Source organism: Burkholderia sp. BCC1047, from assembly GCF_902833155.1.
GTDB lineage: Bacteria > Pseudomonadota > Gammaproteobacteria > Burkholderiales > Burkholderiaceae > Burkholderia > Burkholderia sola.
Genome location: NZ_CADFEH010000051.1, coordinates 18,139 through 40,670 on the forward strand (window position 1 = coordinate 18,139; position 22,532 = coordinate 40,670).

Annotated in this window: 18 protein-coding genes; 7 read left to right on the top strand and 11 right to left on the bottom strand. The window is 65.7% G+C overall.

Going from position 1 to position 22,532, the window contains the following annotated elements; all coding sequences use genetic code 11:
- Positions 1-46: 46 nt before the first annotated feature.
- The 4 genes from HWX55_RS33415 to HWX55_RS33430 form a co-directional block, all read right to left on the bottom strand.
- Positions 47-1,180, bottom strand: coding sequence for a class I SAM-dependent methyltransferase (locus HWX55_RS33415; RefSeq protein ID WP_175978793.1), 1,134 nt, complete (start codon positions 1,178-1,180; stop codon positions 47-49).
- Between the two features lie 134 nt (positions 1,181-1,314).
- Complete coding sequence (locus HWX55_RS33420; protein ID WP_175978794.1) at positions 1,315-1,647, bottom strand: YegP family protein; 333 nt, start codon at positions 1,645-1,647, stop codon at positions 1,315-1,317.
- Between the two features lie 154 nt (positions 1,648-1,801).
- The gene (locus HWX55_RS33425; protein ID WP_175978795.1) at positions 1,802-2,296 is read right to left on the bottom strand and encodes an LEA type 2 family protein; all 495 of its coding nucleotides are present in this window, start codon (positions 2,294-2,296) and stop codon (positions 1,802-1,804) included.
- 433 nt (positions 2,297-2,729) lie between these two features.
- Positions 2,730-2,942, bottom strand: a complete 213-nt coding sequence (locus tag HWX55_RS33430; protein WP_175978796.1) for a hypothetical protein — start codon at positions 2,940-2,942, stop codon at positions 2,730-2,732.
- A 14-nt stretch (positions 2,943-2,956) separates the two neighbouring features.
- Here HWX55_RS33430 and HWX55_RS33435 point away from each other — a divergent pair, with 14 nt between their 5' ends.
- Positions 2,957-5,125, top strand: a complete 2,169-nt coding sequence (locus HWX55_RS33435; RefSeq protein WP_175978797.1) for a M1 family metallopeptidase — start codon at positions 2,957-2,959, stop codon at positions 5,123-5,125.
- A 122-nt stretch (positions 5,126-5,247) separates the two neighbouring features.
- Here HWX55_RS33435 and HWX55_RS33440 read toward each other — a convergent pair whose 3' ends face one another.
- Positions 5,248-6,168 (bottom strand): LysR family transcriptional regulator, encoded by a 921-nt coding sequence (locus HWX55_RS33440; RefSeq protein ID WP_175978798.1) that lies wholly within the window; start codon positions 6,166-6,168, stop codon positions 5,248-5,250.
- Positions 6,169-6,329: 161 nt separating this feature from the next.
- Here HWX55_RS33440 and HWX55_RS33445 point away from each other — a divergent pair, with 161 nt between their 5' ends.
- Together HWX55_RS33445 and HWX55_RS33450 are read left to right on the top strand one after the other, a co-directional pair.
- Positions 6,330-7,307: a zinc-binding alcohol dehydrogenase family protein gene (locus HWX55_RS33445; RefSeq protein ID WP_175978799.1), complete on the top strand. Its 978-nt coding sequence runs from the start codon at positions 6,330-6,332 to the stop codon at positions 7,305-7,307.
- A 23-nt stretch (positions 7,308-7,330) separates the two neighbouring features.
- Positions 7,331-7,483, top strand: coding sequence for a DUF1427 family protein (locus HWX55_RS33450; protein WP_080334215.1), 153 nt, complete (start codon positions 7,331-7,333; stop codon positions 7,481-7,483).
- Positions 7,484-7,502: 19 nt separating this feature from the next.
- Here HWX55_RS33450 and HWX55_RS33455 read toward each other — a convergent pair whose 3' ends face one another.
- Both HWX55_RS33455 and HWX55_RS33460 read right to left on the bottom strand, forming a co-directional pair.
- On the bottom strand, positions 7,503-8,531 hold the full coding sequence (locus HWX55_RS33455) for a transporter (protein ID WP_050013092.1): 1,029 nt from the start codon (positions 8,529-8,531) through the stop codon (positions 7,503-7,505).
- A gap of 211 nt (positions 8,532-8,742) precedes the next feature.
- Entirely contained in the window at positions 8,743-9,714 is a 972-nt protein-coding gene (locus HWX55_RS33460) for a phage tail protein (RefSeq protein WP_175978800.1), read from the bottom strand.
- 121 nt (positions 9,715-9,835) lie between these two features.
- Here HWX55_RS33460 and HWX55_RS33465 point away from each other — a divergent pair, with 121 nt between their 5' ends.
- From HWX55_RS33465 to HWX55_RS33480, 4 genes are all read left to right on the top strand, one after another.
- A complete protein-coding gene (locus HWX55_RS33465) occupies positions 9,836-10,681 on the top strand; it encodes a M15 family metallopeptidase (protein WP_050013094.1) in 846 nt (281 codons plus the stop codon).
- A gap of 301 nt (positions 10,682-10,982) precedes the next feature.
- On the top strand, positions 10,983-14,927 hold the full coding sequence (gene tssM / locus HWX55_RS33470; RefSeq protein ID WP_175978801.1) for a type VI secretion system membrane subunit TssM: 3,945 nt from the start codon (positions 10,983-10,985) through the stop codon (positions 14,925-14,927).
- Entirely contained in the window at positions 14,924-15,913 is a 990-nt protein-coding gene (gene tagF / locus HWX55_RS33475; RefSeq protein ID WP_175978802.1) for a type VI secretion system-associated protein TagF, read from the top strand. The genes tssM and tagF overlap by 4 nt, the downstream gene beginning before the upstream one ends.
- Positions 15,914-15,917: 4 nt before the next feature.
- The gene (locus tag HWX55_RS33480) at positions 15,918-16,871 is read left to right on the top strand and encodes an OmpA family protein (protein WP_175978803.1); all 954 of its coding nucleotides are present in this window, start codon (positions 15,918-15,920) and stop codon (positions 16,869-16,871) included.
- Between the two features lie 81 nt (positions 16,872-16,952).
- Here HWX55_RS33480 and HWX55_RS33485 read toward each other — a convergent pair whose 3' ends face one another.
- The 4 genes from HWX55_RS33485 to HWX55_RS33500 all read right to left on the bottom strand — a co-directional run bounded on the left by HWX55_RS33485 (position 16,953) and on the right by HWX55_RS33500 (position 22,471).
- A complete protein-coding gene (locus tag HWX55_RS33485) occupies positions 16,953-19,214 on the bottom strand; it encodes a DUF2235 domain-containing protein (protein WP_175978804.1) in 2,262 nt (753 codons plus the stop codon).
- A complete protein-coding gene (locus HWX55_RS33490) occupies positions 19,201-20,109 on the bottom strand; it encodes a DUF3304 domain-containing protein (RefSeq protein WP_175978806.1) in 909 nt (302 codons plus the stop codon). The genes HWX55_RS33485 and HWX55_RS33490 overlap by 14 nt, the downstream gene beginning before the upstream one ends.
- Positions 20,110-20,359: 250 nt before the next feature.
- A complete protein-coding gene (locus tag HWX55_RS33495) occupies positions 20,360-21,196 on the bottom strand; it encodes a hypothetical protein (RefSeq protein WP_175978807.1) in 837 nt (278 codons plus the stop codon).
- 114 nt (positions 21,197-21,310) lie between these two features.
- Positions 21,311-22,471, bottom strand: coding sequence for an IS30 family transposase (locus tag HWX55_RS33500; RefSeq protein ID WP_175978805.1), 1,161 nt, complete (start codon positions 22,469-22,471; stop codon positions 21,311-21,313).
- Positions 22,472-22,532: the final 61 nt, after the last annotated feature.

Sequence of the window (22,532 nt, forward strand, 5' to 3'; positions counted from 1 at the left end):
GGCGGAAATTCGTGAGGAATGGCGGTAGTTTACCGAAAATACGCGGTCAGGCCCGGGCGCCGAGCCGCCACAGCGACGTAACCTCGGCGCGACGCGCCGCATGCAGCGGATCGTCGGCGTCCGTCGACTTCGGATGCGCGGGGCGGATGTCGTCGCGGCCGAGCACGACGAGGCCGGCTTCGTCGATCCATTGCAGCAGGGTGTCGCGCGGCCGCAGGCCGAGATGCTCGGCGAAATCGGACAGGATCAGCCAGCCCTCGCCGCCCGACTCCAGATGCGCGGCGAGCCCCGTGAGGAAACCGCGCAGCATGCGGCTGTCCGGGTCGTAGACCGCGTATTCGATCGGCGCGCTCGGCCGGGCCGGCACCCATGGCGGGTTGCAGACCACGAGCGGCGCACGGCCGGCAGGAAACAGGTCGGCCTCGACGATCTCGACCTGGCCCGCATGGCCGAGCCGCGCGACGTTCTCGCGCGCGCAGGCGAGCGCGCGCGGATCCTGGTCGGTCGCGACGACGCGCTCGACGCCGCGCGACGCGAGCACCGCCGCCAGCACGCCGGTGCCCGTGCCGATATCGAACGCGAGCGACGTCGCCGGCAGCGGCGCACGCGCGACGAGCTCGACGTATTCGCCGCGCACCGGCGAGAACACGCCGTAGTGCGGATGGATCGGCGCGCCGCCGAGCGCCGGGATCGGCACGCCCTTCTTGCGCCACTCGTGCGCGCCGACGAGGCCGAGCAGTTCGCGCAGCGACACGACCGACGGCACACCGCCGGGGCCGTACGCCTCCTCGCAGGCCGCCCGCACGTCGGGCGCGCGGCGCAGCGGGATCGTGTAATCGGCGTCGAGCGGGATCAGCAGCATGCCGAGCGTGCGGGCGCGCTGCGATTGCGCGAGACGATGCAGGTTGAACGCGTCGACGCCGGCCGCGGCTTTCGCCTTCTTCGGTTTGCGTTCGACACGGCGCGCCATCGCCTGCAGGAGCTGGCGCGCATTCTGGAAGTCGCCCTGCCAGACGAGCGCGGTGCCCTCGCAAGCGAGACGGTAGGCCGCATCGGCGGTGAGGCGGTCGTCGGCGGGCACCGCGCGCTTCGGCGGTTGCACGCCGGCTTCGGAGCGCCAGCGCACGGCATGATCGGCGCCGTCGGCGTCGGTCCAGTGGAAAAGCGGGAAATCGGTCACGCGAACTCGGTACGGTTGGCTTCAACGGCGGCGAGAATTCACCGCGCGGACCACACCATACCGCGCTTTGCCCGACCCGGCAAAACGGGCGCCGCGACGGCTGCCCGAAGGCATCCGCGCGGCGCCACCGTCGATCAGGCGAGATCGAAGGTTTCCGCAGTGGGCGCATCGCGCTTGACGGCCGCGATGCCGTTGTCGCGTGCCTGCGCGCTGCTGTACGTTTCGCTCGTGCCGATGACCTGGTGGTTCGCTGCCTTCAGGTTGAACATGGGCTCACCGTTGTGGGCGAGCTTGCGCTCGTAGCGCTCGTCGAGCGGCGCGTTTTCCCGCACGGACGCGATCCCGTTTCTCGCGCCGCTTTTCTCCTCGTACCGCTCGCTCGCGAGGATGATCTCGCCGTTCGCCGACTTCAGGTGGAAGTAGTACTGGCCGTTCGTGGCCTTCTTGAGCTCGAATTTTGCCGCCATGGAATTCCCCTAAAAGAATGTCCGACCCTCGGACATCGGCAAGTGTAAGGGGGCCCATCGACAAAAGTCGACATCTCACGAAGATAAGCGTCAAAGACTGTTAAATGGTGAATTTTCGGACACACTTGACCGACGTTGAAGTTACCCGAACGATCTATCCGCCCCACCCCGGCAGGGTCGGCAGGCGCAGCGTGCCCGCGTCGCTGAAGTGTACGGTGCCCAGCCCGCTGCCCGCGAGGCGGCCGCGCAGCGCATACGGCAGTTCGCCGTTCGCGGCCGCGCCGGGCAGGTTCCACGCCTGCCGCGCAGCCGCGAACGCCGACACCGAAACCGGCACGTCGAGCACGGCCTCGCCGAACCGCGGCACGGTGCCCGCCCGGTCGCTGACGCCGCTCGCGAACGGCGCGCCGTTCAGGTCGAGCGAGACCGAGATGCCGTCGTAGTCGATCGGCGCATCGGTCGGATTCTGCACGCGCAACTTCAGGCTGAAGCGCATCTCGAGGCCCTGCCCGACGAGCGGGTCGAGCCCGGCGACCGACACGCGCACCGGCTCGCGCATGAGCGCCGCGCAACCGCCCAGCAGGAACCCGACGGCAAACAGCAGCAGCACGGCGCGCAGCGGTGCGAGACGGGACAGGGTGCGTGGCATGGGAAGGTCTCCTCGCGGCAAGCGGTGAACGGGGCGCGTCGCTGCATTGTACCGACCGAGCCTGTACCGGCCGTGCCGCCCGTCACCGGATTTCGTAGTTTCCGCGGCAACGCAATATCGTTAATAGATTAAAACTACGAAATTTCCGGCTAAACGGAAAGCGCATTAATGACTTCCGGCATTCAATGAAGCGCCCGGAATTCAATAGATGCTCTTTCTAAATTTTTCGTTTCCTTTACCCAAAACCATCAAGTATATTTACGCATCCTGGGAGCAAGCCGACAAACCTTGAAGCCGCATGACGGCGAATTTACGGGACGGCGACACGCTGTCCATCCGTCCTGCGGCCTGGCCCGGCCAGCCCCGTAGGTCGTCGGTTCAAAGGGATTGCGCGCCCGCGCCGGGCGCGCGGCCCCGTGTCGTGCGCGCGAAATCAATTCAGTACAACACGCGCCCGGCCATTTTGAACCGGCCAGTTAAACGACATCCGGAAATTCAGAGGGGGCAGTAAACCATGATTACCTTCACGTAGTCGGCCGCCGTCTTTTTCGAATAATCCGTCATTGCCATTTTTTCGCTGTTGATTAAACGGCGAGGGGATCGCTTTTGCCGGTGTTTTCGCAGCACTGAACGATTCTTTCAACAATCGAGGTTTCAGTCATGTCGATTCATATTCGCAAGATGCGTTATCTGCCGCTCGTCGCCGCACTCGCGCTAGCCGGGTGCGGCGGCGACGACGGCGGTGCGGGCTCCGCTTCCGCGCTCAGCTCCGCCGGCGCGCCGCATACGGGCTCGTCGCCCGCCGTCACCGCGCCGCCGAGCGCATCGAACGTCGACAAGAGCGTTTCGCCTGTCGAATTGCCGGACACCGTGGTGCCCGTGAACTACCGGCTGTGGTTCCGCCCGAACGACGCGTTGAACGCGTTCGACGGCCGCGCCGACGTCGAGATCAAGGTGCTGAAGCCGGTCAACAACATCGTGATCGCCGGCCACCGGATCAAGTTCACCAACGGCCGCATCACGCTGCAGCCGGGCAACATCCAGCTGATCGCGACGCCGCAGGACAAGGGCGACTTCTATCAGCTGCGCCCCACCGCCGGCACGATCGCACCGGGCAACTATTCGCTGCACATGGAGTGGTCGGGCATCATCAACTTCAAGTCGTATGACGATCCGGTCAACCAGACGGGCGGCAGCTGCGGCGACGATCCGTATCCGGGCTGCTCGGCCGCGGAAGGCGTGTTCCGCGTCGACCTGAAGGGCACCGACGGCAAGACGAGCGGCGCGATCCTGACGCAGGGCGAAACCAACCTGTCGCGCCAGTGGTTCCCGGGCTGGGACGAGCCGGCGTTCCGCCCGACCTATGAAGTGACGGCCGAAGTGCCGCAGAACTGGCGCGTCGTGTCGAACGCGGCCGAGAAGCCGTCGACCAACGTCGGCGGCGGCTACAAGCTCGTGCAGTTCGAGAAGACCCCGCCGATGCCGTCGTACCTGCTGTTCTTCGGCGGCGGCCTGTTCGACACCTACGAGGACGACTTCACGAGCCCGCTGCCGGGCGGCAAGGGCGGCCTGCACCTGCGCGTGTTCACGCCGCCGGGCATGAGCGACTGGGCGAAGCCGGCGATGGACCGCACCAAGCAGGCGCTCGACTACTACTACCGCTACACGGGCATCCCGCTGCCGCTGACGAAGTTCGACACGGTGGCCGCGAACGACGCGTTCAAGGAGCAGAAGGACCTGAATTTCGGCGGGATGGAGAACTGGGGCTCGATCCTCGAGTTCGCCGACGACATCCTGCCGCAGCCGGGCCAGCCGATGTCGCGCTACGGCAACGAAGTGCTGACGCACGAAGTGGCGCACCAGTGGTTCGGCGATCTCGTGACGACCGACTGGTGGGACAACGTGTGGCTCAACGAATCGTTCGCGACGTTCTTCGAGACGAAGACGACGATCCAGTTCTTCCCCGACGAGTTCAGCTGGCTCGACCAGGTGAAGAACAAGTATCGCGTGATCAATCGTGACATCGGCCCGAACGCGTTCCCGGTCGCGCCGAACTTCAACGACTGGGCGTCGAACGACTTCGTGCTGAGCGCGAGCGCGTTCACGTACGACAAGGGCGGCCACGTGCTGAAGACGCTCGAGAACTATCTCGGCGAGCAGACGCTGCGCAAGGGTCTCCAGCAGTACCTGGTCGACTACTCGTTCGGCAACGGGACGCCGAAGCGTCTGTGGGACGCGCTGTCGAAGGAAAGCGGCGTGGCGGTCGGCCCGATCGGCGACAGCTACGTGCGTCAGACCGGCGTGCCGCTGATCTCGCTCGACACGCAGTGCGACATGACGAAGAACCAGACGATCGTCACGCTGAAACAGCAGCCGTTCCCGAACAAGAACGCGTATCCGGGCCTGCAATGGACGGTGCCGATCACGCTCGCGTACGGCCAGGGTCTCGCGAAACGCACGACGCTCGCGCTGAAGGACACGCAGGCGCAGACGCGGATCGACGGCTGCACGGGCGTGGTCGCCGACCCGAGCGGTCTCGACTACTACGTCGTGAACTACAGCGACGCGGCGTGGAGCGGGCTGCTCACGCAGGTGAACGGCTCGACCGATCCGGTGCTGCTGGCAAACCTGAAGAGCGAAGCGGCGCTGCTCGTCGCGAACAACCTCGCGCCGGCTTCGCGCTCGACGTCGATCGGCTCGGTCGCTTCGCCGGCCGCGATGAAGCTGCGCCAGACGCCGACCTTTGGCGGCATCGAGCCGGTGACGAAGGAACGCCCGGCACGGCAATACCAGGGCCTCTTCAAGCCGCGCAAGGTAGTAACGCAGTAACGGTGCAGATCCGGCCGGCGCCGCGCGACCCGCGGCGCCGGCCGGCGTACCGGTTTCTCCGACCTGTTGACGGGCCTCGCATGCGAGGCCCTTTTTTCATGCGGCACGGCGTTCGCCGGCCGTCACGCCCATGCGGCATCCCACGCCGGCTGCGCGAACCACGTGGCGAGGAACGCGACGAGCCGCGACGTGCGCGCACTGCCGCGCGGCTGCTGACGCAGCACGTGAATCGTCGCCGGCTCGGGCGCCGCCGCGTACTGCGGCAGCAGCGCGCGCAACCGTCCGTCGCGCAGCGCGTCCGCCACGAGCCAGGTCGGCAGGTGCGCGAGACCGAGCCCGTCGATCGCCGCCTCGAGCAGCGCTTCCGAATGATTGCTGCGAAACCGCGGCTGCGCCGGCACGTGACGGCGCTCGCCGAAGCGCCATGCGCCGGGCGGCGGCGCGCCATGCCACGCGAGACAGTCGTGGCCGGCGAGCGCGTCGGGCGAGGCGGGCTCGCCGCGCCGGGCGAGGTAGGCCGCGCTCGCGCACAGCACGCGCCGCTGCGGCGCCAGCACCGTCGCGACGAAACGCGTGTCCTCCAGCGGGCCGATGCGCACCGCGAGATCGACGTCGGAGCCCAGCCGTGCGCCCTGCAGGTCGACCATGCTGTCGGTCAGCACGAGATCGACCTGCAGCGCCGGATGACGCTGCATGAACGCGGCCAGCGCAGCCATCAGGTGCCGCCGGCCGAACGGCGCCGGACAGTCGATGCGCAGCAGGCCGCCCGGTTCGTCGTGCTGGCTGTGCAGGTCTTCCTGTAGTCCGCGCAGTTCGGCCAGCATGCGGGTCGCGCGCCCATATAGAAGCTGCCCGGCCTCGGTCGGCCGCAGCGCGTGCGTGGTGCGATGCAGGAGCCGGATGCCGAGCTGCGTCTCGAGCCGGTCGATGCGCCGCGTGACCGACGACGCGGCGACGCCGAGCCGGCGCGCGGCCGCCGAGAAGCTCTGCTGGTCGACCACGTCGACGAACAGCGCGAGGTGCGGGGAAAGGAAGTCGTCCATGCGGGGGCCTGCGGAATTGGCTATGCGGATAACGCAAAACAATCATCCGCCTTTGCACGTTTCCGTGTCAAACCGGGCCCACTAGACTGCATTCACCGGTTTCATCCGCCGCACGCGCCGGCCCGCCGGGCCGGGCAGCCGCCATCTTCACGGAGATCATCATGCGCAGCATCCGCTTCGACACCCCCGCCGCCGACATCGAGTCGCTCGACGCGCGGGTCCGGGACATCGCCCCGCCCGTACCGGCCGACGGCCAGGTGCTGATCGAGGTGCACGCGGCCGGCGTGAACCCGAGCGACGTGAAGGCCGCGCTCGGCCGCATGCCGCATGCGGTGTGGCCGCGCACACCCGGGCGCGACTGGGCCGGCATCGTGCGCAGCGGCCCCGACGACTGGATCGGCGCGCCGGTGTGGGGCTCGGGCGGCGATCTCGGCGTCGGGCGCGACGGTTCGCATGCGGAATGGCTCGTGCTGGACGCCGCGCACGTGCGTCGCAAGCCGGGCGTGCTGACGCTCGACGAGGCGGCCGGCGTCGGTGTGCCGTTCGTCACCGCGTACGAAGGCCTCCGTCGCGCCGGGATGCCGACGGCCGACGACGTCGTGCTCGTGTTCGGCGCGAACGGCAAGGTCGGTCAGGCCGCGATCCAGCTCGCCAGCGCGCGCGGCGCGACCGTGATCGGCGTCGAGCGCGGGCCCGGCGACTATCGCGGTCACGCGTCGGGCGACGTCCACATGATCGACGCGTCGAGCCGGACCGTAGCCGACGCGGTGCGCGAGTTGACCGGCGGCCACGGCGCGGACGTCGTCTACAACACGGTCGGCAGCCCGTATTTCGACGCGGCGAACGCGTCGATGGCGATCGGCGCGCGGCAGATCTTCATCTCGACGATCGAGCGCAGCGTGCCGTTCGACATCCTCTCGTTCTATCGCGGCCAGCACACGTTCGTGGGCATCGATTCGCTGCAGCTCGGCGCGGCCGCGGTCGCGCAGATCCTCGACACGCTCGCGCCCGGCTTCGGCAACGGCACGCTGCGCCCGTTCCCGATCGGCGACGACTACGTGTACCCGCTCGAGCGTGCGCACGACGCGTATCGCGCGGTGCTGGCCGGTGCGCGCGAGCGCGTCATCCTCAAGCCCTGACACCGGACCCACGGGAGACCGTCATGATGGATTACGTAACCTCGCTCGCGGTGGGCATCGGTGTCGGCGTGTTGTACGCGCTGCTGCACGTACGCTCGCCGGCCCCGCCGCTCGTTGCGCTCGTCGGCCTGCTCGGGATGGTGATCGGCGAACGCGCGATCGCGCTGCTGCGTTGATGCCACGCCCGATGCCGCGCTAGCGATCGTCGCGGCGTCGGAACGCCCACCACGCGGCCAGCGCGGTGAAGCCGGCAACGAGCAGCACCATCAGCCAGAAGCCGTGCTTGTTCTCCGAGAACGGCACGCCGCCGACGTTCATCCCGAAGAAGCCCGCGACGATGTTGATCGGCAGCGCGATCACGGTGACGAGCGTCAGCGTGAACAGCGTCCGGTTGTTCTGCTCGTCGAGGCGCGAACCGATCTCTTCCTGCAGCAGCTTGATCCGCTCGTTGAGCCCCGCCAGATCGGCGAGCACCAGCGAGAATTCCTCGGTCGACTCGCGCAGCTCCTGCACGTCTTCCGTGTGCAGCCACGCGGGCGGCTTCGCGAGCAGCCGGAAGACCGAGCCGGGCTCCGGCGCGAGCATGCGCTGCAGCCGCGTCAGCGTGCGGCGCATCGCGCCGAGCTCGCTGCGGCTCGACGTGAGCCGCTGCGACAGGAAGCGATCCTCGATGCGGTCGACGTCGATGCTCGTGCGCCGCATGATCTGGATCAGCAGGTCGGCCTGATCGCGCAGCAGATGCACGAGCAGCTCCGCGGGCGAGCGGAACAGCTCGCCGTCGCGCACGGACGCGCGCAGCGTGTCGACCGAGCGCAGCGGCTTGAGCCGCGCGGTCACCATGATGCGCCGCTCGACGTGGACGAACAGCGTCGCGATCTCCGACGGCGTGAGTTCGAGGTTGAACATCACGTCGTTGACGATCGCGCGCAACGCGCCGTCCTCCTGCTCGATGCGCGTCGAGCGCGAGCCTTCGTGCAAAAATTCGAAGAAGCTGTCGGGCAACCCGAGATGCGTGCGCATCCAGCGCTCGCTCGCGCCGTGCGCGAGATTGAAATGCAGCCAGACGAAATCGCCCGATGCGGCCGCGCCGTGCTCGCGGCATGTGCGCAGCCACGCGGCGGCCGCGTCGGCATCGAGCAGCGCGCCGGCGCCGCCCGGAACGAAGCGGAATCCGCACACCATGCCGGACGTATCGGCGCCGTAAGTCTGTACGATCAGGTCCATCGTGTCGAAGGTGGTGCGGCGCGCGGCGCGCCGCACATCGCGGGTCGCGGGCCCGCGCCGGAAAAAGAAAGGAAACGTATGCCCGACGGGCGTGACGCCTTCGTGACAGCATCACGCGGCATCATACGGCAGCTTCTCCGTGCCTTTGAAAACAACGCGCCGCCCGATGGGCGGCGCTGACAGGGAAGCATCGTGGCGTGCGCGACGCGCGTTACTGCCGCGTCTCCGACTGCGCGGCACTCGGGCACGCGGGGTCCTTGCCCCAGTGGCCGTCGCACACGCGCCAGCGGCACAGCTGATCCTCGAAGAAACCGCGCTCCGAACACTCCTTCACGCGCGCCCCCAGCGAGCCGCCGGTCGCGGCCGTCTTGGTCGGCACGGCCTGCGCCTTCTGCGCGGCGAGTTTCTTGTCGGCCGGCTTCGTGCGCGCGACGAGCGCCGCAAGCAGATCGGCATCCGGATCGTCCTTCGCGCCCGCCTTCGCGGTTCGGGTCGGCGCCGCTTCGCGACGCTTCTTCGCCTGCGCGAGCTCGGCCTGCTGTTCCTTGCGATGCTTGCGGGCTTCAGCCTTCGTATCGGCCTTCGCGTCGGTCTTGCCGTGGGCCGCGACCTTCGTGCTCTTCGACGCGTCGGCCTTCGCCGTCTTGGTCGTCGCCGCTGCCGCGGCCGCCGCCGTTGCGGCGACGCCGGCCGTGGCCGCCGCGCCCGAACCCTCGTCGGCGCCGTTGGCGAGCGCACGCGACAGGCGGCTGTTGTCCGCGGCGGAAGCGGATGCGGATGCAACGGTCTGGGACGCCGAATCGTCGTTGACGATCGTCGCCGGTTGCGCGGCCGGTGCAGCGGATGCGCCATTCTGCGCGAGCTGCACGGCGGCGCCGCTGGCCGGTGCAGCCTTGGCCGGCGCAGCCGCCGCCGATGCCGGCGCGGCCGCGATCGCGGCGGGCTGCTCGCCCGACGACTGCTGCATGCGCCACGCGCCCCAGCCGCCGACGGCCACGACCAACGCCACGACGGCGGCGATCGGCGCCTTCAGCGAACGGCGCGGCGGCTCGGCGGGCGGCGTGACACGCCCTTCCAGATCCGCGAGAATGCGCGACTGCCGAGGTCCTCCCTCGCCTGCCGGTTTAGTATCGGACAGCAGGCTGGGCGGAGTTTTCGAATTTGAATTTTCCGGCGCACTCATTCAGCGTCTCATTGAATCCTGGTTTAATTCACCGCGATAATATAGCCCGGCCTCTCGAAGCAGCCTGATTCTAAGAGCAAGCATTGCAAAACACAATCAATTCCAATTTCCGGGGATTTCGTTGATTGCCGTCGCACTCGTCGCCTATTTCGCCCTTGCCGTCGCCATCGCGGCACTGTTGCTTTTACCGGGTATCCGCGCGACCGTTTTCGAATCCGTGGCCCAGTTTCACGGCCGTCTCACGCGCCGTGCGAACGCTCGCGCCGCCCGCGCGCGGAGTCAGATTGTTAAATCGGCAAGCGTGACGCGCGGTGCATTTAGTGACGTGCAAAATTTACTGGTTCGGCGGCGCTTGATGATTATGGTGTCGGCAGGTATTCTTGCGACGCCGCCATTGGTGGCCATTGCGTTACGCGGTCGGCAATTATTTCAGTACGACGACACCGCGCGCGTGCCCGACGAGAAGATCGCCGCGCTGTTGCAGGGCGAACAACTCGTGCCGCCGCCGCCGTTGCCGCCGGAAGTCTTTGCCACGAAGGAAGTCGAACAGGTCCGCCCGGCGCTGAAGGACGCAAGCCGCGACTGGAACCTGCTGGACCCGGATTTCCGGACGCGTTTGCTGCTGGTCTACAAGATCATGCACGAACAACATGGTTACGAAATGGCGCTGCTGGAAGGCTACCGGAGCCCGGAACGACAGAACCGGCTCGCGCAGATGGGCACGAACGTGACCAATGCGGCGGCCTTCCAGAGTTATCACCAGTTCGGGCTGGCGGCCGACAACGCGTTCCTGCGCGACGGCAAGCTGGTCATTTCCGAGAAAGATCCGTGGGCGATGCGCGGCTACCAGTTGTACGGCCAGGTCGCCGAGCAAGTCGGCCTGACCTGGGGCGGCCGATGGAAAATGATGGATCTCGGGCACGTGGAATACCATAAACCCGGTTTTAAACTGGGACGCGGCAGCTAGTCAGCGCTGCCGGACAAGAAATAATGAGGGCGGCATGGGGCTTTTTAATCACCCGGCAGGAAACGATTTGGGCGGCGCAAACAATCGGGCATTCCGGTGCGCGATTTTTTCCGGCCGCCGCTTCCGTTTTAAATCTCACAGCGTCCTTTCGTTAATGCGCGCGCCTTCTCCGATGCCGCGGGCGCATTGATGCCAGCCCCCTTCATCCCGTTTGACAGCATGGCGACACATCGCGGCGCCACCCTTGCCGCTCGGCGCGCCTGCGTCGCCTCATCGAATCGCACCGGAACCTGAACGTCCTATGCAACGCATCCTCAACGTGCTGACTCATCCGCGTACGCTCTCGATCGTCGGGATCGTCGCGCTAGCGGCCATTCTGTTCATCGTCGCCGACATGCTGCAGCTGCCGCTCCTGTGGGCGGCGATCGCGTTCGCGGCGGTCCTCGCGCTGTGGCTCGTCGTCGCGCTGTGGCGTCGCTGGCGCGTGAAGCGCGCGAACCAGCAGCTCGGCCAGGTGCTGGAAGAGCAGGCGGAAACCGGCAAGATCGCCGCACCGGCCGCCGCCGCGCTTGCGCCGGACGCGAAGACGGCCGACCTCGACGTGCTGCGCACGCGCCTGTCGGACGCGGTGAAGACGATCAAGACGTCGAAGATCGGCCAGGTGTCGGGCGGCTCCGCGCTGTACGAACTGCCGTGGTACATCGTGATCGGCAACCCGGCCGCGGGCAAGAGCAGCGCCGTGCTCAATTCCGGCCTGCAATTCCCGTTCGCGGACAAGAACAGCGCCGTGATCCACGGCATCGGCGGCACGCGTAACTGCGACTGGTTCTTCACGACCGAAGGGATCCTGCTCGACACGGCCGGCCGCTATTCGGTGCACGAGGAAGACCGCAGCGAGTGGCTCGGATTCCTCGGGCTGCTCAAGCGCTACCGCCCGAAGGCGCCGATCAACGGCATCATCGTCACGGCCAGCATCGCCGAACTCACCGGCAACCGCCCGGAATTCGCGATCAACCTCGCGAAGAACCTTCGTCAGCGCGTTCAGGAGCTGACGGAAAAGCTCGAAGTGTTCGCGCCGGTCTACGTGATGTTCACGAAGGCCGACCTGATCACCGGCTTCACCGAATTCTTCAGCAGCAGCGACAAGCACGAGTACGACCGCGTGTGGGGCGCGACCCTGCCCTACGAGCCCGACGACAAGCGCGACGTCGTCGCGCAGTTCGACACGCACTTCGAGGAACTCTACGAAGGACTGAAGGAAATCAGCGTCGCGCAGCTGTCGCTGTCGCGCGGCAACCAGCTGTCGCCGGGCCAGTTGAGCTTCCCGCTCGAATTCTCGACGATCAAGCCGTCGCTGCGCGCATTCCTCGCGACGCTGTTCGAGAACAACCCGTTCCAGTACAAGCCGATCTTCCGCGGCTTCTACTTCACCAGCGCGCTGCAGGAAGGCGAAACCAACAGCGCGGCCGCGCAGCGCATCGCGCACCGCTTCGGCCTCGACGGCAGCGCGCTGCCGAAACCGCACAGCGCGTTCTCGAAGAACGGCTTCTTCCTGCGCGACCTGTTCTCGAAAGTGATCTTCGCGGACCGCCAGACGGTGCGCCAGTTCGCGAGCCCGACCAAGACGCGGCTGCGCTACGCGACCTTCTTCGGCTTCGTCGCGGCGCTTGCGCTCGCGTTGGGCGGCTGGACCTGGTCGACGATCGGCAACCAGCAGCTCGTGTCGAACGTGCAGGCCGACCTCGACAACGTCACGCGCCTGCAGCAGGGCCGCAACGACCTGCAGTCGCGCCTGCAGGCGATGGACATCCTGGAAGACCGGATCGAGCAGCTCGAACAGTTCCGCCGCGACAAGCCGCTGTCGGTGTCGCTCGGCCTGTACCAGGGCGACCGTCTCGAGCAGCACCTGCTGACCGAGTACTACAACGGCGTGCGCCAGATCCTGCTGGCTCCCGTGTCGCAGAACCTCGCGTCGTTCATGAAGGACGTGAACGCGCACCCCGAGCAGCTGGTGCCGATGACGCGCCCGCCGGAATCGGGCGCCGTGCAGGGCGGCACGATGCCGGTGTCGACGAACGCGGCAGGCGCCGCGCCGCAGGCCGGCGCCGTGCTGGCCGCGTCGGGCGCCGCGCCGGCCGCCGCCCCGCAGCAGCCCGCCGCGCCGCAGGGCGGCCTCTACAGCGACGCGTCGCCGACCAACGTGCAGGACGCGTACAACGCGCTGAAGACCTACCTGATGCTGTCCGACAAGCGTCACGTCGAGCAGGCGCACCTGACCGACCAGCTCGCCCGCTTCTGGCGCGGCTGGCTCGAGACGAATCGCGGCAACATGCCGCGCGACGAGATGATCCGGAGCGCCGAGCGCATGATCTCGTTCTACCTGTCGCGCGTGAACGACAACGACTGGCCGATGATCGACGCGAACCTCGCGCTCGTCGACCAGACCCGCGAGAACCTGCGCCGCGTCGTGCGCGGCATGCCGGCCCGCCAGCGCGTGTACGAGGAAATCAAGGCCCGTGCGTCGACCCGCTTCGCGCCGATGACCATCGCGCGCATCGTCGGCGACGGCAACCAGGGGCTCGTGGCAGGCAGCTACGCGATTCCGGGCACGTTCACGCGTGAAGCGTGGTTCGACTACGTGCAGCCGGCGATCCGCGATGCGGCGACCAAGGAACTGCAGGCGAAGGACTGGGTGCTCAACACGTCGACGCAGGACGACCTGACGCTCGAGGGCAGCCCCGAGCAGATCCAGAAGACGCTCGTCGGCATGTACAAGACCGAGTACGCGCAGCACTGGCAGAAATTCATGCAGGGCATCGCGGTGCAGGGCTTCACCAGCTTCGGCCAGGCCGTCGACGGGATGAACCGCCTCGGCGACCCGCAGGATTCGCCGATCCGCAAGATCCTCGAGACCGCGTATGACCAGACGTCGTGGGACAACCCGTCGCTCGCGAACGTGACGATCAAGAAGGCGCAGACGGGCGTCGTGAACTGGGTCAAGCAACTGTTCACGCGCTCGCAGGCCGGCCAGATGGCGGCAGCCAACATCGACATCAACGGCAATCCGGCCGAGGTGCCGATGGGGCCGATCGGCCAGGAGTTCGTCGGCCTCGCGCGGATCGTCGCGACGCATGACGGCACGTCGATGCTGAAGGGCTACATGGAGTCGCTGTCGAAGGTCCGCACCCGCTTCAACGTGATCAAGAACCAGGGCGACCCGGGGCCGGGCGCGCGCCAGCTGATGCAGCAAACGCTCGACGGCAGCGGTTCGGAACTCGCCGATTCGCTGAAGCTCGTCGACGAGCAGATGCTGACGGGCCTGACCGATTCGCAACGCAAGTCGCTGCGCCCGCTGCTGGTGCGGCCGCTGATGCAGGCGTTCGCGGTCGTGATCCAGCCGGCCAGCGCCGAAGTCAACAAGGTGTGGAACGCGCAGGTCTACCAGCCGTTCCAGAGCTCGCTCGCGACCAAGTACCCGTTCGCGGCGAACGCGAAGGTCGAGGCCGGCGCCGGCGAGATCGCGCAGGTGTTCGGCCCGGACGGCTCGATCGCGAAGTTCGTCGGCACGACGCTCGGACCGCTCGCGGTGCGCCGCGGCGACACGCTCGCCGCCCGCACGTGGGGCGACATGGGCATCGGGCTCACGCCGGACTTCACGAACGGCTTCGCACGCTGGGTCGCGCCGCTCGCGGGCGGCGCCGCCGGCAGCGCGGCCGCGTCGTCCGAGCCGCAGACCGTGTTCCAGATCCTGCCGCAACCGAGCACGGGCACGACGGAATACACGATCGCGATCGACGGCCAGCAACTGCGCTACCGCAACACGCCGCCGCAGTGGACCAACTTCGTGTGGCCGAACCCGCAGGGCTCGCCGGGCGCGACGCTGTCCGCGACGACCTTCGACGGCCGCACGGTGCAGCTCGTCAACGAGCCGGGCCGCTACGGTCTCGAGAAGCTGATCAACTCGGCGCAGCGCAAGCGCCGTCCGGACGGCACCTTCGACCTGACGTGGGCACAGGGCAGCGTGAACGTGTCGGTGACGATGCGCATCATCAGTACGTCGCAACCGTCGGCCGGTGGCGGCGACCAGCCGCAGCAGCAAGGCCTGCGCGGCCTGCAGCTGCCGTCGTCGGTCGCCGACGCGAGCGCGGGCGCCGCGCAGAACGCGACGCAAGCCGGCACCGGCACGCCGGGCGCCGCGCCGGCCGTCGCGGCCGCCAACGCAACGAATGCACAGAGGGCGCAATGACGCAAACCGTACAGGCGCAAATCGCCTACTTCGGCAAGATTCCGTCGCGCGGCGACTTCGTGAAGAGCGCGCACAATCCGCAGCTGCTGCAGACGCTCGATCGCTGGATCGCGCAGGCGCTCGAGCTGCTCGCGGAAGATCCGCGCTGGAAGATCGTCTACGAGGACGCGAAGCCGATGCATTTCGCGTTCCTCGGTTCGCGCAGCAAGCTCGCGATCGCGGGCCACATGGTCGCGAGCCACGACGTGTCGATGCGCCGCTTCCCGTTCCTCGGCGCCACCGCGCTGGAGGTCGACCGGCCGCTCGCGTTCCTCGCGCGCAGCCCGCTCGCGTTCGCGCGGCTGTGGTCGCGCGTCGCCGCGCAGATCCCGCCGCTGCTCGGCAAGGACGAGCCGCCCGGCGCGCTGCAGGCGCTCGGCGACACGCAGGTGCCGATCGACGTCGGCGGCCCCGGCACGTCGCATGACGGCACCTTCAACGATTTCGTCGAACACCAGTCGCTGCACGGCCTGCAGGAGATGCTGCTCGAAAGCGGTCATCCGGTGCGGCTGCGCGGCGCGATGCTCGCGCTCGGCTCGCTGCTGCGGCCGGTGATGCAGAGCGGCTCGTCGCACATCGAACGCGGCCTCACGCTGCCGCTGCCGGTCGATCCGTTCTACCGCAGCCTCGTCGCCGCGTTCTGGCTCGAGCTGATCGCGCCATTCGTCGCGCAGGCCGACTTCGAGCTCGCCATCTTCATCGGCACGATCGCCGAACGCGAACGGCTCGTCATCGGCTTCAACGGCGCGTCGGCGAAGACGCTGCTGAGCGTCGTCGACCCGCAGACCTACGCCGCCCACAACATCGACATCGACGATCCCGAGTGGATCGACGCCCATGCGCAAAACGATCACCAGATCAGCAAGCTCGTCAGCTACCTCGACCAACCGCAACTCTCGCTGCGCGTCGCCATCGACGCGTTCCGCGAAGCGTTCATCGGAGGCTGACGGCATGCATCGCACGATTCAGGTCCGGCGCGCGCGCCTGTCGGCCGCCGTCTCGCCCGCCCTCGCCGCGCTGTTCGCGGCCGGCCTCGTCGCGAGCGGCGCGGCCTTCGCGCAGAACACGGGCGCGACCGTCACGCCGGTCGGCAACGGCACGGTCGCGACGACCGCGCTGCCGCAGGCGAACCCGAACGCCGGCGGCGCGTCGGGCACGGTGGTGCACGGCACCGCCGCCGGCACGATCGCGCCGCCGCCCGCGAATGCAACGCCCGGCCAGGTGGTGGTCGGCGGCAAGGTGCCCGACGAGGCGACCAAGGCCGCCGTGCTGCAGAAGCTGCGCGACACCTACGGCGCGACGAACGTCGTCGACCAGGTCGAGGTGGGCGACGTCGCGACGCCGCCGAACTGGAGCGCGAACGTGCAGAAGCTGCTCGGCGCGCAGCTCAAGCAGATCAGCAAGGGCCAGTTGAAGATCAACGGCACGCAGATCGAGATGAAGGGCGAGGTGCACAACGAGGCGCAGCGCCAGCAGCTGGCGAGCGACATGGCGAACACGCTGAACCCGACGTATACGATCAAGAACGGGCTGCGCGTGTCGGCGTCCGAACAGGGCGTGCTCGACCAGACGCTCGCGAACCGGACGATCGAGTTCGAGACCGGCAGCGCGACGCTGACGCCGCAGGGCAAGCTGATTCTCGACCAGATGGCGGCTGCGCTCGCGAAGATGCAGAACCGCACGGTCGACATCATCGGCCACACCGACAATTCGGGGAACCGGACGTCGAACATCGCGCTGAGCCAGGCGCGCGCGGATGCGGTGAAGGGTTATCTGATCACGAAGAGCATTCCGCCGCAGCAGATGACGACGACGGGGGTGGGCCCGGATCAGCCTATTGCGCCGAATGATACGGCGGATGGCAGGGCGCGGAATCGGCGGATCGAGTTCCGGGTGGGGCAGTGAGTTGGCGGGGGGGCGGCTCGGGATGATCCCCCCGGTGCGACCGGGTGTCAGCGGTACGCGATTGCGCGCCGCTGAAGGATGTCAATGTGTCGGTGGCGTGCCCTGGTAACCTTTCGCCCATTGCTGGCTCTGCTTGCTCGCCTGGTCGACTCGTTCGGCGGTGAGATCGTCACTCTTGCGCTGCTTGTCCTCCTTCGCATAATCCGTCTTTCCGAACACGTCCTTGTCCCGTGTCCTGAAGTACAGTGACGGCGCGAGTACGTGATCCTGCCAGCTCGTCAGCAACGTATCGTGGACGAGCATGTCGAACATCGCCATCACCTCGGACGGAAGCGGGTTCTTTCCCGCATACCCCTGCTGCCAGGCCTTGACCAGCGCAACCTCGTCCTCGTTCAGCTCGACATGGCGTGCAAACGCGGGCGCAAGAAACAGCGGCGTATAGGTCGGCTTGTTGTTGAACGACTGCGTGAAGCGGCGCTGTTGCTCGGCCTCGTATTCCGGCCGCATCTTCTCCCACTTGCCGGTCATCTCCTTAGCCTCCTTGTCGAGACGCTGCCAGACCGTCATGTAGTTGCTCGGCGGGACATCCTTCCATAAATCGTTGTAACGCTTGTCCGCCGCCTGCTTCGCGAGCTTCAGCTTCTGGATCTCGGGCGAGTCCATCCGCTGGCTGCCCATCATCGCCCAGTCGAGCTTCGCCTTTGCGTCGCGCCGATCGTAGTCGGCTTTCTCGACGTCCTTGCGCCACTCGGTCGCCGGGTCGGTCACGGAATGACGGAATTCCGGGTCCTGGTATCGCACGGCGATCCAGCGCAGGAATACCTCCGCATGCGGCAGAAAGTTCACGCCTCGCGTGTCCGGAACGACCTTGCGGTACGCATCGACAAGCGCCCTGATCCTGTATTGCTTGCCTTCGTAGGTGATCGGCGTCGCAATCGAGAAGCGACTGAATACGTCAGGCCGCCGCTTGGCTAGCGTTTCCATGTCGAGAAGCGCACTACCGGCCTTGAGCGCTTCGAACAGCATGTCCCTGAGCGGAATACGCATCAGCTCCGCATTGAAGCCCAGCGAGCCATGCAACGAACCGCCCGCGATGTCGCTGCTCGTTCCCGGATAGAGCCGTTGCTCGGCACGGGTCTTTTCCAGGCTGTCGAGGCGCTGGTACATGCGCATCTCGTGAGCGGCGGCGAAATGCACGCATCGCTGCACGCTTGCGGGCACGGCAAGCGACCGGTCCTTGTAATTCGGCTTGATGGTTCCGAGAAACGGCAGGATGCCGATAATCTCGCCGGCCTCTTCCGACATGATCGACGACACCGCGTCCAGTAGACCGACGAACTTTATTTCGAGCGAAATGCCGTTGAGCGCAAGATCCTGATCGTCGCGACGCTTGTACTTGGTCGCCAGATCGTTGACGAACGCGCGTGCCAGCACGCAACCACGATCGGCACCAAACACCGATACTTCGATCTTTCGAATCTTCGACGCCTGCCCCTTGACCGCCTCGACCGCTTTTTCCAACTGGTCCCTCGCGGCAACGAGCCGCGAATCGACGCCGGTGCCGAAGTACGCGCTCATCACCTGCGCATCGCGCACGATCGGTACGTTTTCGATCGCGATTCCCGTAATGACCTGACGGACTGTCGATTGCACGATCTTGAGCGGATTGCGCTTCGCGTCGTTCTTTGCATTCCGGAACACCGCGATGCCGCCTGCCTTCGTGCGCTCCCAGATTCGCTCCGGCGACGCGTCCAGTACGTTCGCGATGCGGCGCGCGGTACGGGGGATGTTCTGGATGTCCTTCTTGAAGTCGTTGAAAGCACTCAGCATCGGCCGAAACGAGAACTCCGAGGCGGACTGCTTGGCTGCCGTCGTCACGCGACCTTTCACGTCCAGTTGCTTGATCGGCTGGTTCACACGGGCGACTGACTCCGCAACGCCTTTCGTTGCGGCGAGCACCTTCTTGCCGACCATTTTCCCCGCGGCTAGGCCTGCATTGAGCCAGTCGTTCGACTTGGCATCCGCGTTGAGATCCGTCCCGAGGCCCGAATAGTAGAGACGGAACCAGAACTGATTCACGGGACGATCGACGTCCAGGTTGGTGCGGTGCGCATCGAAAAGACGCGAGATGTTCGAGTACAGTCCGCTGTCCGGATCGTCTTCGTCCCTGCTGCGACCGAACGCATCGAAGAATACGCCGATACGGATCGTTGCCCCGCACGGCAGACAGTCGCCCTTTGGATAGTTGGCGGTCGCCATCTTGTCGACTGCCATTCGCACGCTCTGCGGCGTAGCGTCGTCCGGATCGAGTCGAATGGCGTTTCGATCGTTAGCCCCGGCCATGGCTATTCTCCTCACGTGGCGGCGGCACCAGGCCCGCCGGAATCGACGGGACCGCAACCGCCTGGAATCGGTTCTGCCCAAGCTCCTTCACAACGGTCGGTGACAGGGCGGCGACCGCCTTCGCGAATGCGCCCGGTTTCCCCTTGCTCGACTGGATGAGCTTCTGCACCGCCGGGTGCGCGTCGAACCGGGGATTCACCAGAAGCGCGTAATAGGCGTATTGCTCGAGGTCGCTGCGATCTGTGAAGCGGTACTTGATCCAGGCTTCCGCAACGGTTCTCGAAATCCTGCGATGCGACTGAGCGTCATTGTCCTCGTACTTCTTGTCGAGCCGCTTGCCGTACTGTTTCGTCAAGTCACGCGACACGTCCACGATCGGCAATCTGGTACTGCCCAGCATCTCGCCAGGAAATACCAGTTCGACATGGTGATCGGGGTAGAAGTGGACCTCGAGAATGCGCGAGCCGATCGAATCCGGCTCCTTGGTTGGCGGCAACGAAACGTTCGTCTCCGCCTGCTGTTTCTTCACCTGCTCACCCGGTCGCCAGTCGTCCGCATCGTAATACGTCCACTGAACCTTGAAATCGTTGCCCTTCAGCAAGTAACAGCAGGCGATGCTGCCTTCCCCGGCCCCGGGTTCCAGGTCGCCGCCACCGCGTGCCTTGTTGCCGAACTGGTCGGTGATCGTGAACCGAACGAGGTTGTATGGCAGGTAGTTCAGCGCCTCCGTTGAAATGCTGGTGTAGGTCGGATCGGACTTGCTGCACGCCGCCATCGACACGAACAGCAAGCCTGCGGCGGCGACGCGCAACGCGGCGAGGAACCGTCCGCGAGCTGCGCGTGCGCCGTGACGGTCTGGAACGATCGCGTGGAATTTCGGTGCAGCGTATTGCATGAAATCAGGCACAAGCACGCTCTTCACAAGGCCGCGGCAGCATGCCGTCGGGAACGGCCGGCACCGCGACCGGCTGGATATTTTCGTTCGTCGGGTCGAACAGCGCTTTCTGCCGCATTCGCTCCGCGAGTGAGTGTGTCGACCTTGCCGTCGCAAACGGCGGTCGCAAACTTACGCCACACAGCTGCGTTCCTGCAGAAGACTCCGATCGCATGCATCGCAAATCGCATCCGATACGTACCCGATACGATCACCGATACAGCGCATCCTCTGCACGCAGCGGTGGCAGCAAACCATCGGATATCGCCGGCACCGTCGCTGCTTCGAACGCGTCGTTCGACAGCGAGGACAACACACGCTTCGGCAGCGATTGCATCGACTTCGCGAACATCCCCGGCTTGCCGGCGGCGGTCTGCAGTATGTGCTGGACCGCCGGATGTGCATCGAACCGGCTGTTCACGAGCAACGCGTAATACGCATACTGCTCGAGATCATCGCGGTCGGTAAGACGGTATTTCAGCCACGCCGACGCGACGACACGAGCGATACGACGAAACTGCTGATCCTCGCGCTCGTCATATCGCTTCTCCAGTTGCGTCTGGTACTGTTTCGCCCACCTCACGACATCGACAATAGGCAGTCGCGCGTCGTCAAGCATCTTGCCTGGAAACTCGAATTCGACGTGCCGGTCTGGAAAGAAATGCACTTCGAGAATCCGCGCCCCGACATCGTCCGGCGACTGGGACTGTGGCATCGACACTTTCGTCTCGGCATGGAACATCTGCTTGTTCCCTTTATGCCATTGGTCGACATCGTAGTAATTCCACTTGACGACGAATTCCGTGCCCTTGAGCTTGTAGCAACATTTCACGCTACCGCCTCCTGCACCGGGCGGATCGTCGCCGCCCCCGCTCGCCGTATTTCCAAACGCGTCGGCAATCGTGAAGCCGCCCATGTTGTACGGCAGATAATTCCGGCCAATGACTGAAATTCCACTGTAGGTGGGTTCCGACTTGCCACAAGCAGTCATGGCCGTCACAAGCAGACACCCTGCCAAAATGCGGCCAACCAGACTCGACAATCTCATTGCTGCACCCATTGACGTTTCCCTTCAAACGCGATCAGCCGTGCAGCACCGCCTCTGCGGGCGATGGCGGCAGCAAGCCATCTGAAATGGCAGGAACCGTCACCGGCTGCGGATTCAACCGGTCGATGCAACGGATTGATGGAACCGCTGGGCGGGTGTGTCAAAGTTTAGCGTCTTACGCGGACGCTCGTTGAGACGCCTCGCTACAGCGTCGAGTTGGGCTTGGGAATAGGCAGAGAGGTCGGTACCTTTCGGGAAGTACTGCCTCAGCAGTCCGTTCATGTTTTCATTCGAGCCGCGTTGCCACGGATTCTGCGGATCGCAGAAATAGACCTGGATCTTGGTCGCCACGGTAAAGCGTTTGTGATCAGCCATTTCCGTGCCCCTGTCCCAGGTCAGCGATTTATATAGTTCTCGAGGTAACTTGCTGGCGTGTCGTATCAGCGCGTTGACCACAGCCTCGGAATCCTTACCGGCTACTTTTACCAGCATCACGTATCGACTCTGACGTTCGACAAGAGTCGCAATCTGGCTGGTAGCGTTGCCAAACAGCAAGTCACCTTCCCAGTGCCCGGGTATCGCGCGATCCTCCGCCGTCGCGGGGCGTTCACTGATCGATACAGCGTCGCGAATGTTCGTGCGGTCTTCGGTTTTCAATGTGTGATGGCGAGACCGGCGCATCGCTCGAGAGCGTCGCAAGTGTTCAAGCAATTCCTTTTTCAGGGCACCGCGAGCTTGAATATAGAGGCTCCGATAGATCGTCTCGTGTGACACCAGATGGTCCTTGTTGACGGCATACGCATGTTTGAGCCAACCAGAAATCTGCTCAGGGGACCACTGCAGCTTCAGCTTTGCAGCGACAACTCGCGCCAGCGTCTGGTTGCTCACTAATTTGCAAATCTTCGGGCGACGTGCCCGATCCCAGGCGAGCTCATCCGCCCGGCTCGCTCGATACCCTTGGCTGCCTCCGTTGCGCTGCAGCTCGCGGCTGATCGTGGAAGGAGCACGTCCCAGCTTGGCCGCGATAGACCGAATCGATAATCCGCTCACCAGGCAGCGAGAGATTTCCTCGCGTTCCGCGAGCGTCAATGTCTGCGGTGCGCGATGTCTTTGCGGTGGCTCGATGCCGCCGGCCTCTGACAGGATCCGCTGTATCGAAGAGTGGCCCCGATCGAACAGTTTGGCAATTTGATGAATCGTTTCACCTTTGCGCCAGCGGTCCCACATGAGTGCTTTCTGACTCTCAGAATAGTAGATCCTCGGCCTCTGCTTCATTTGCAACACCTCCGCTGCTTGCGCAGATTCTAGTGTGTTGCATCGACCGGTTGAATCCGCA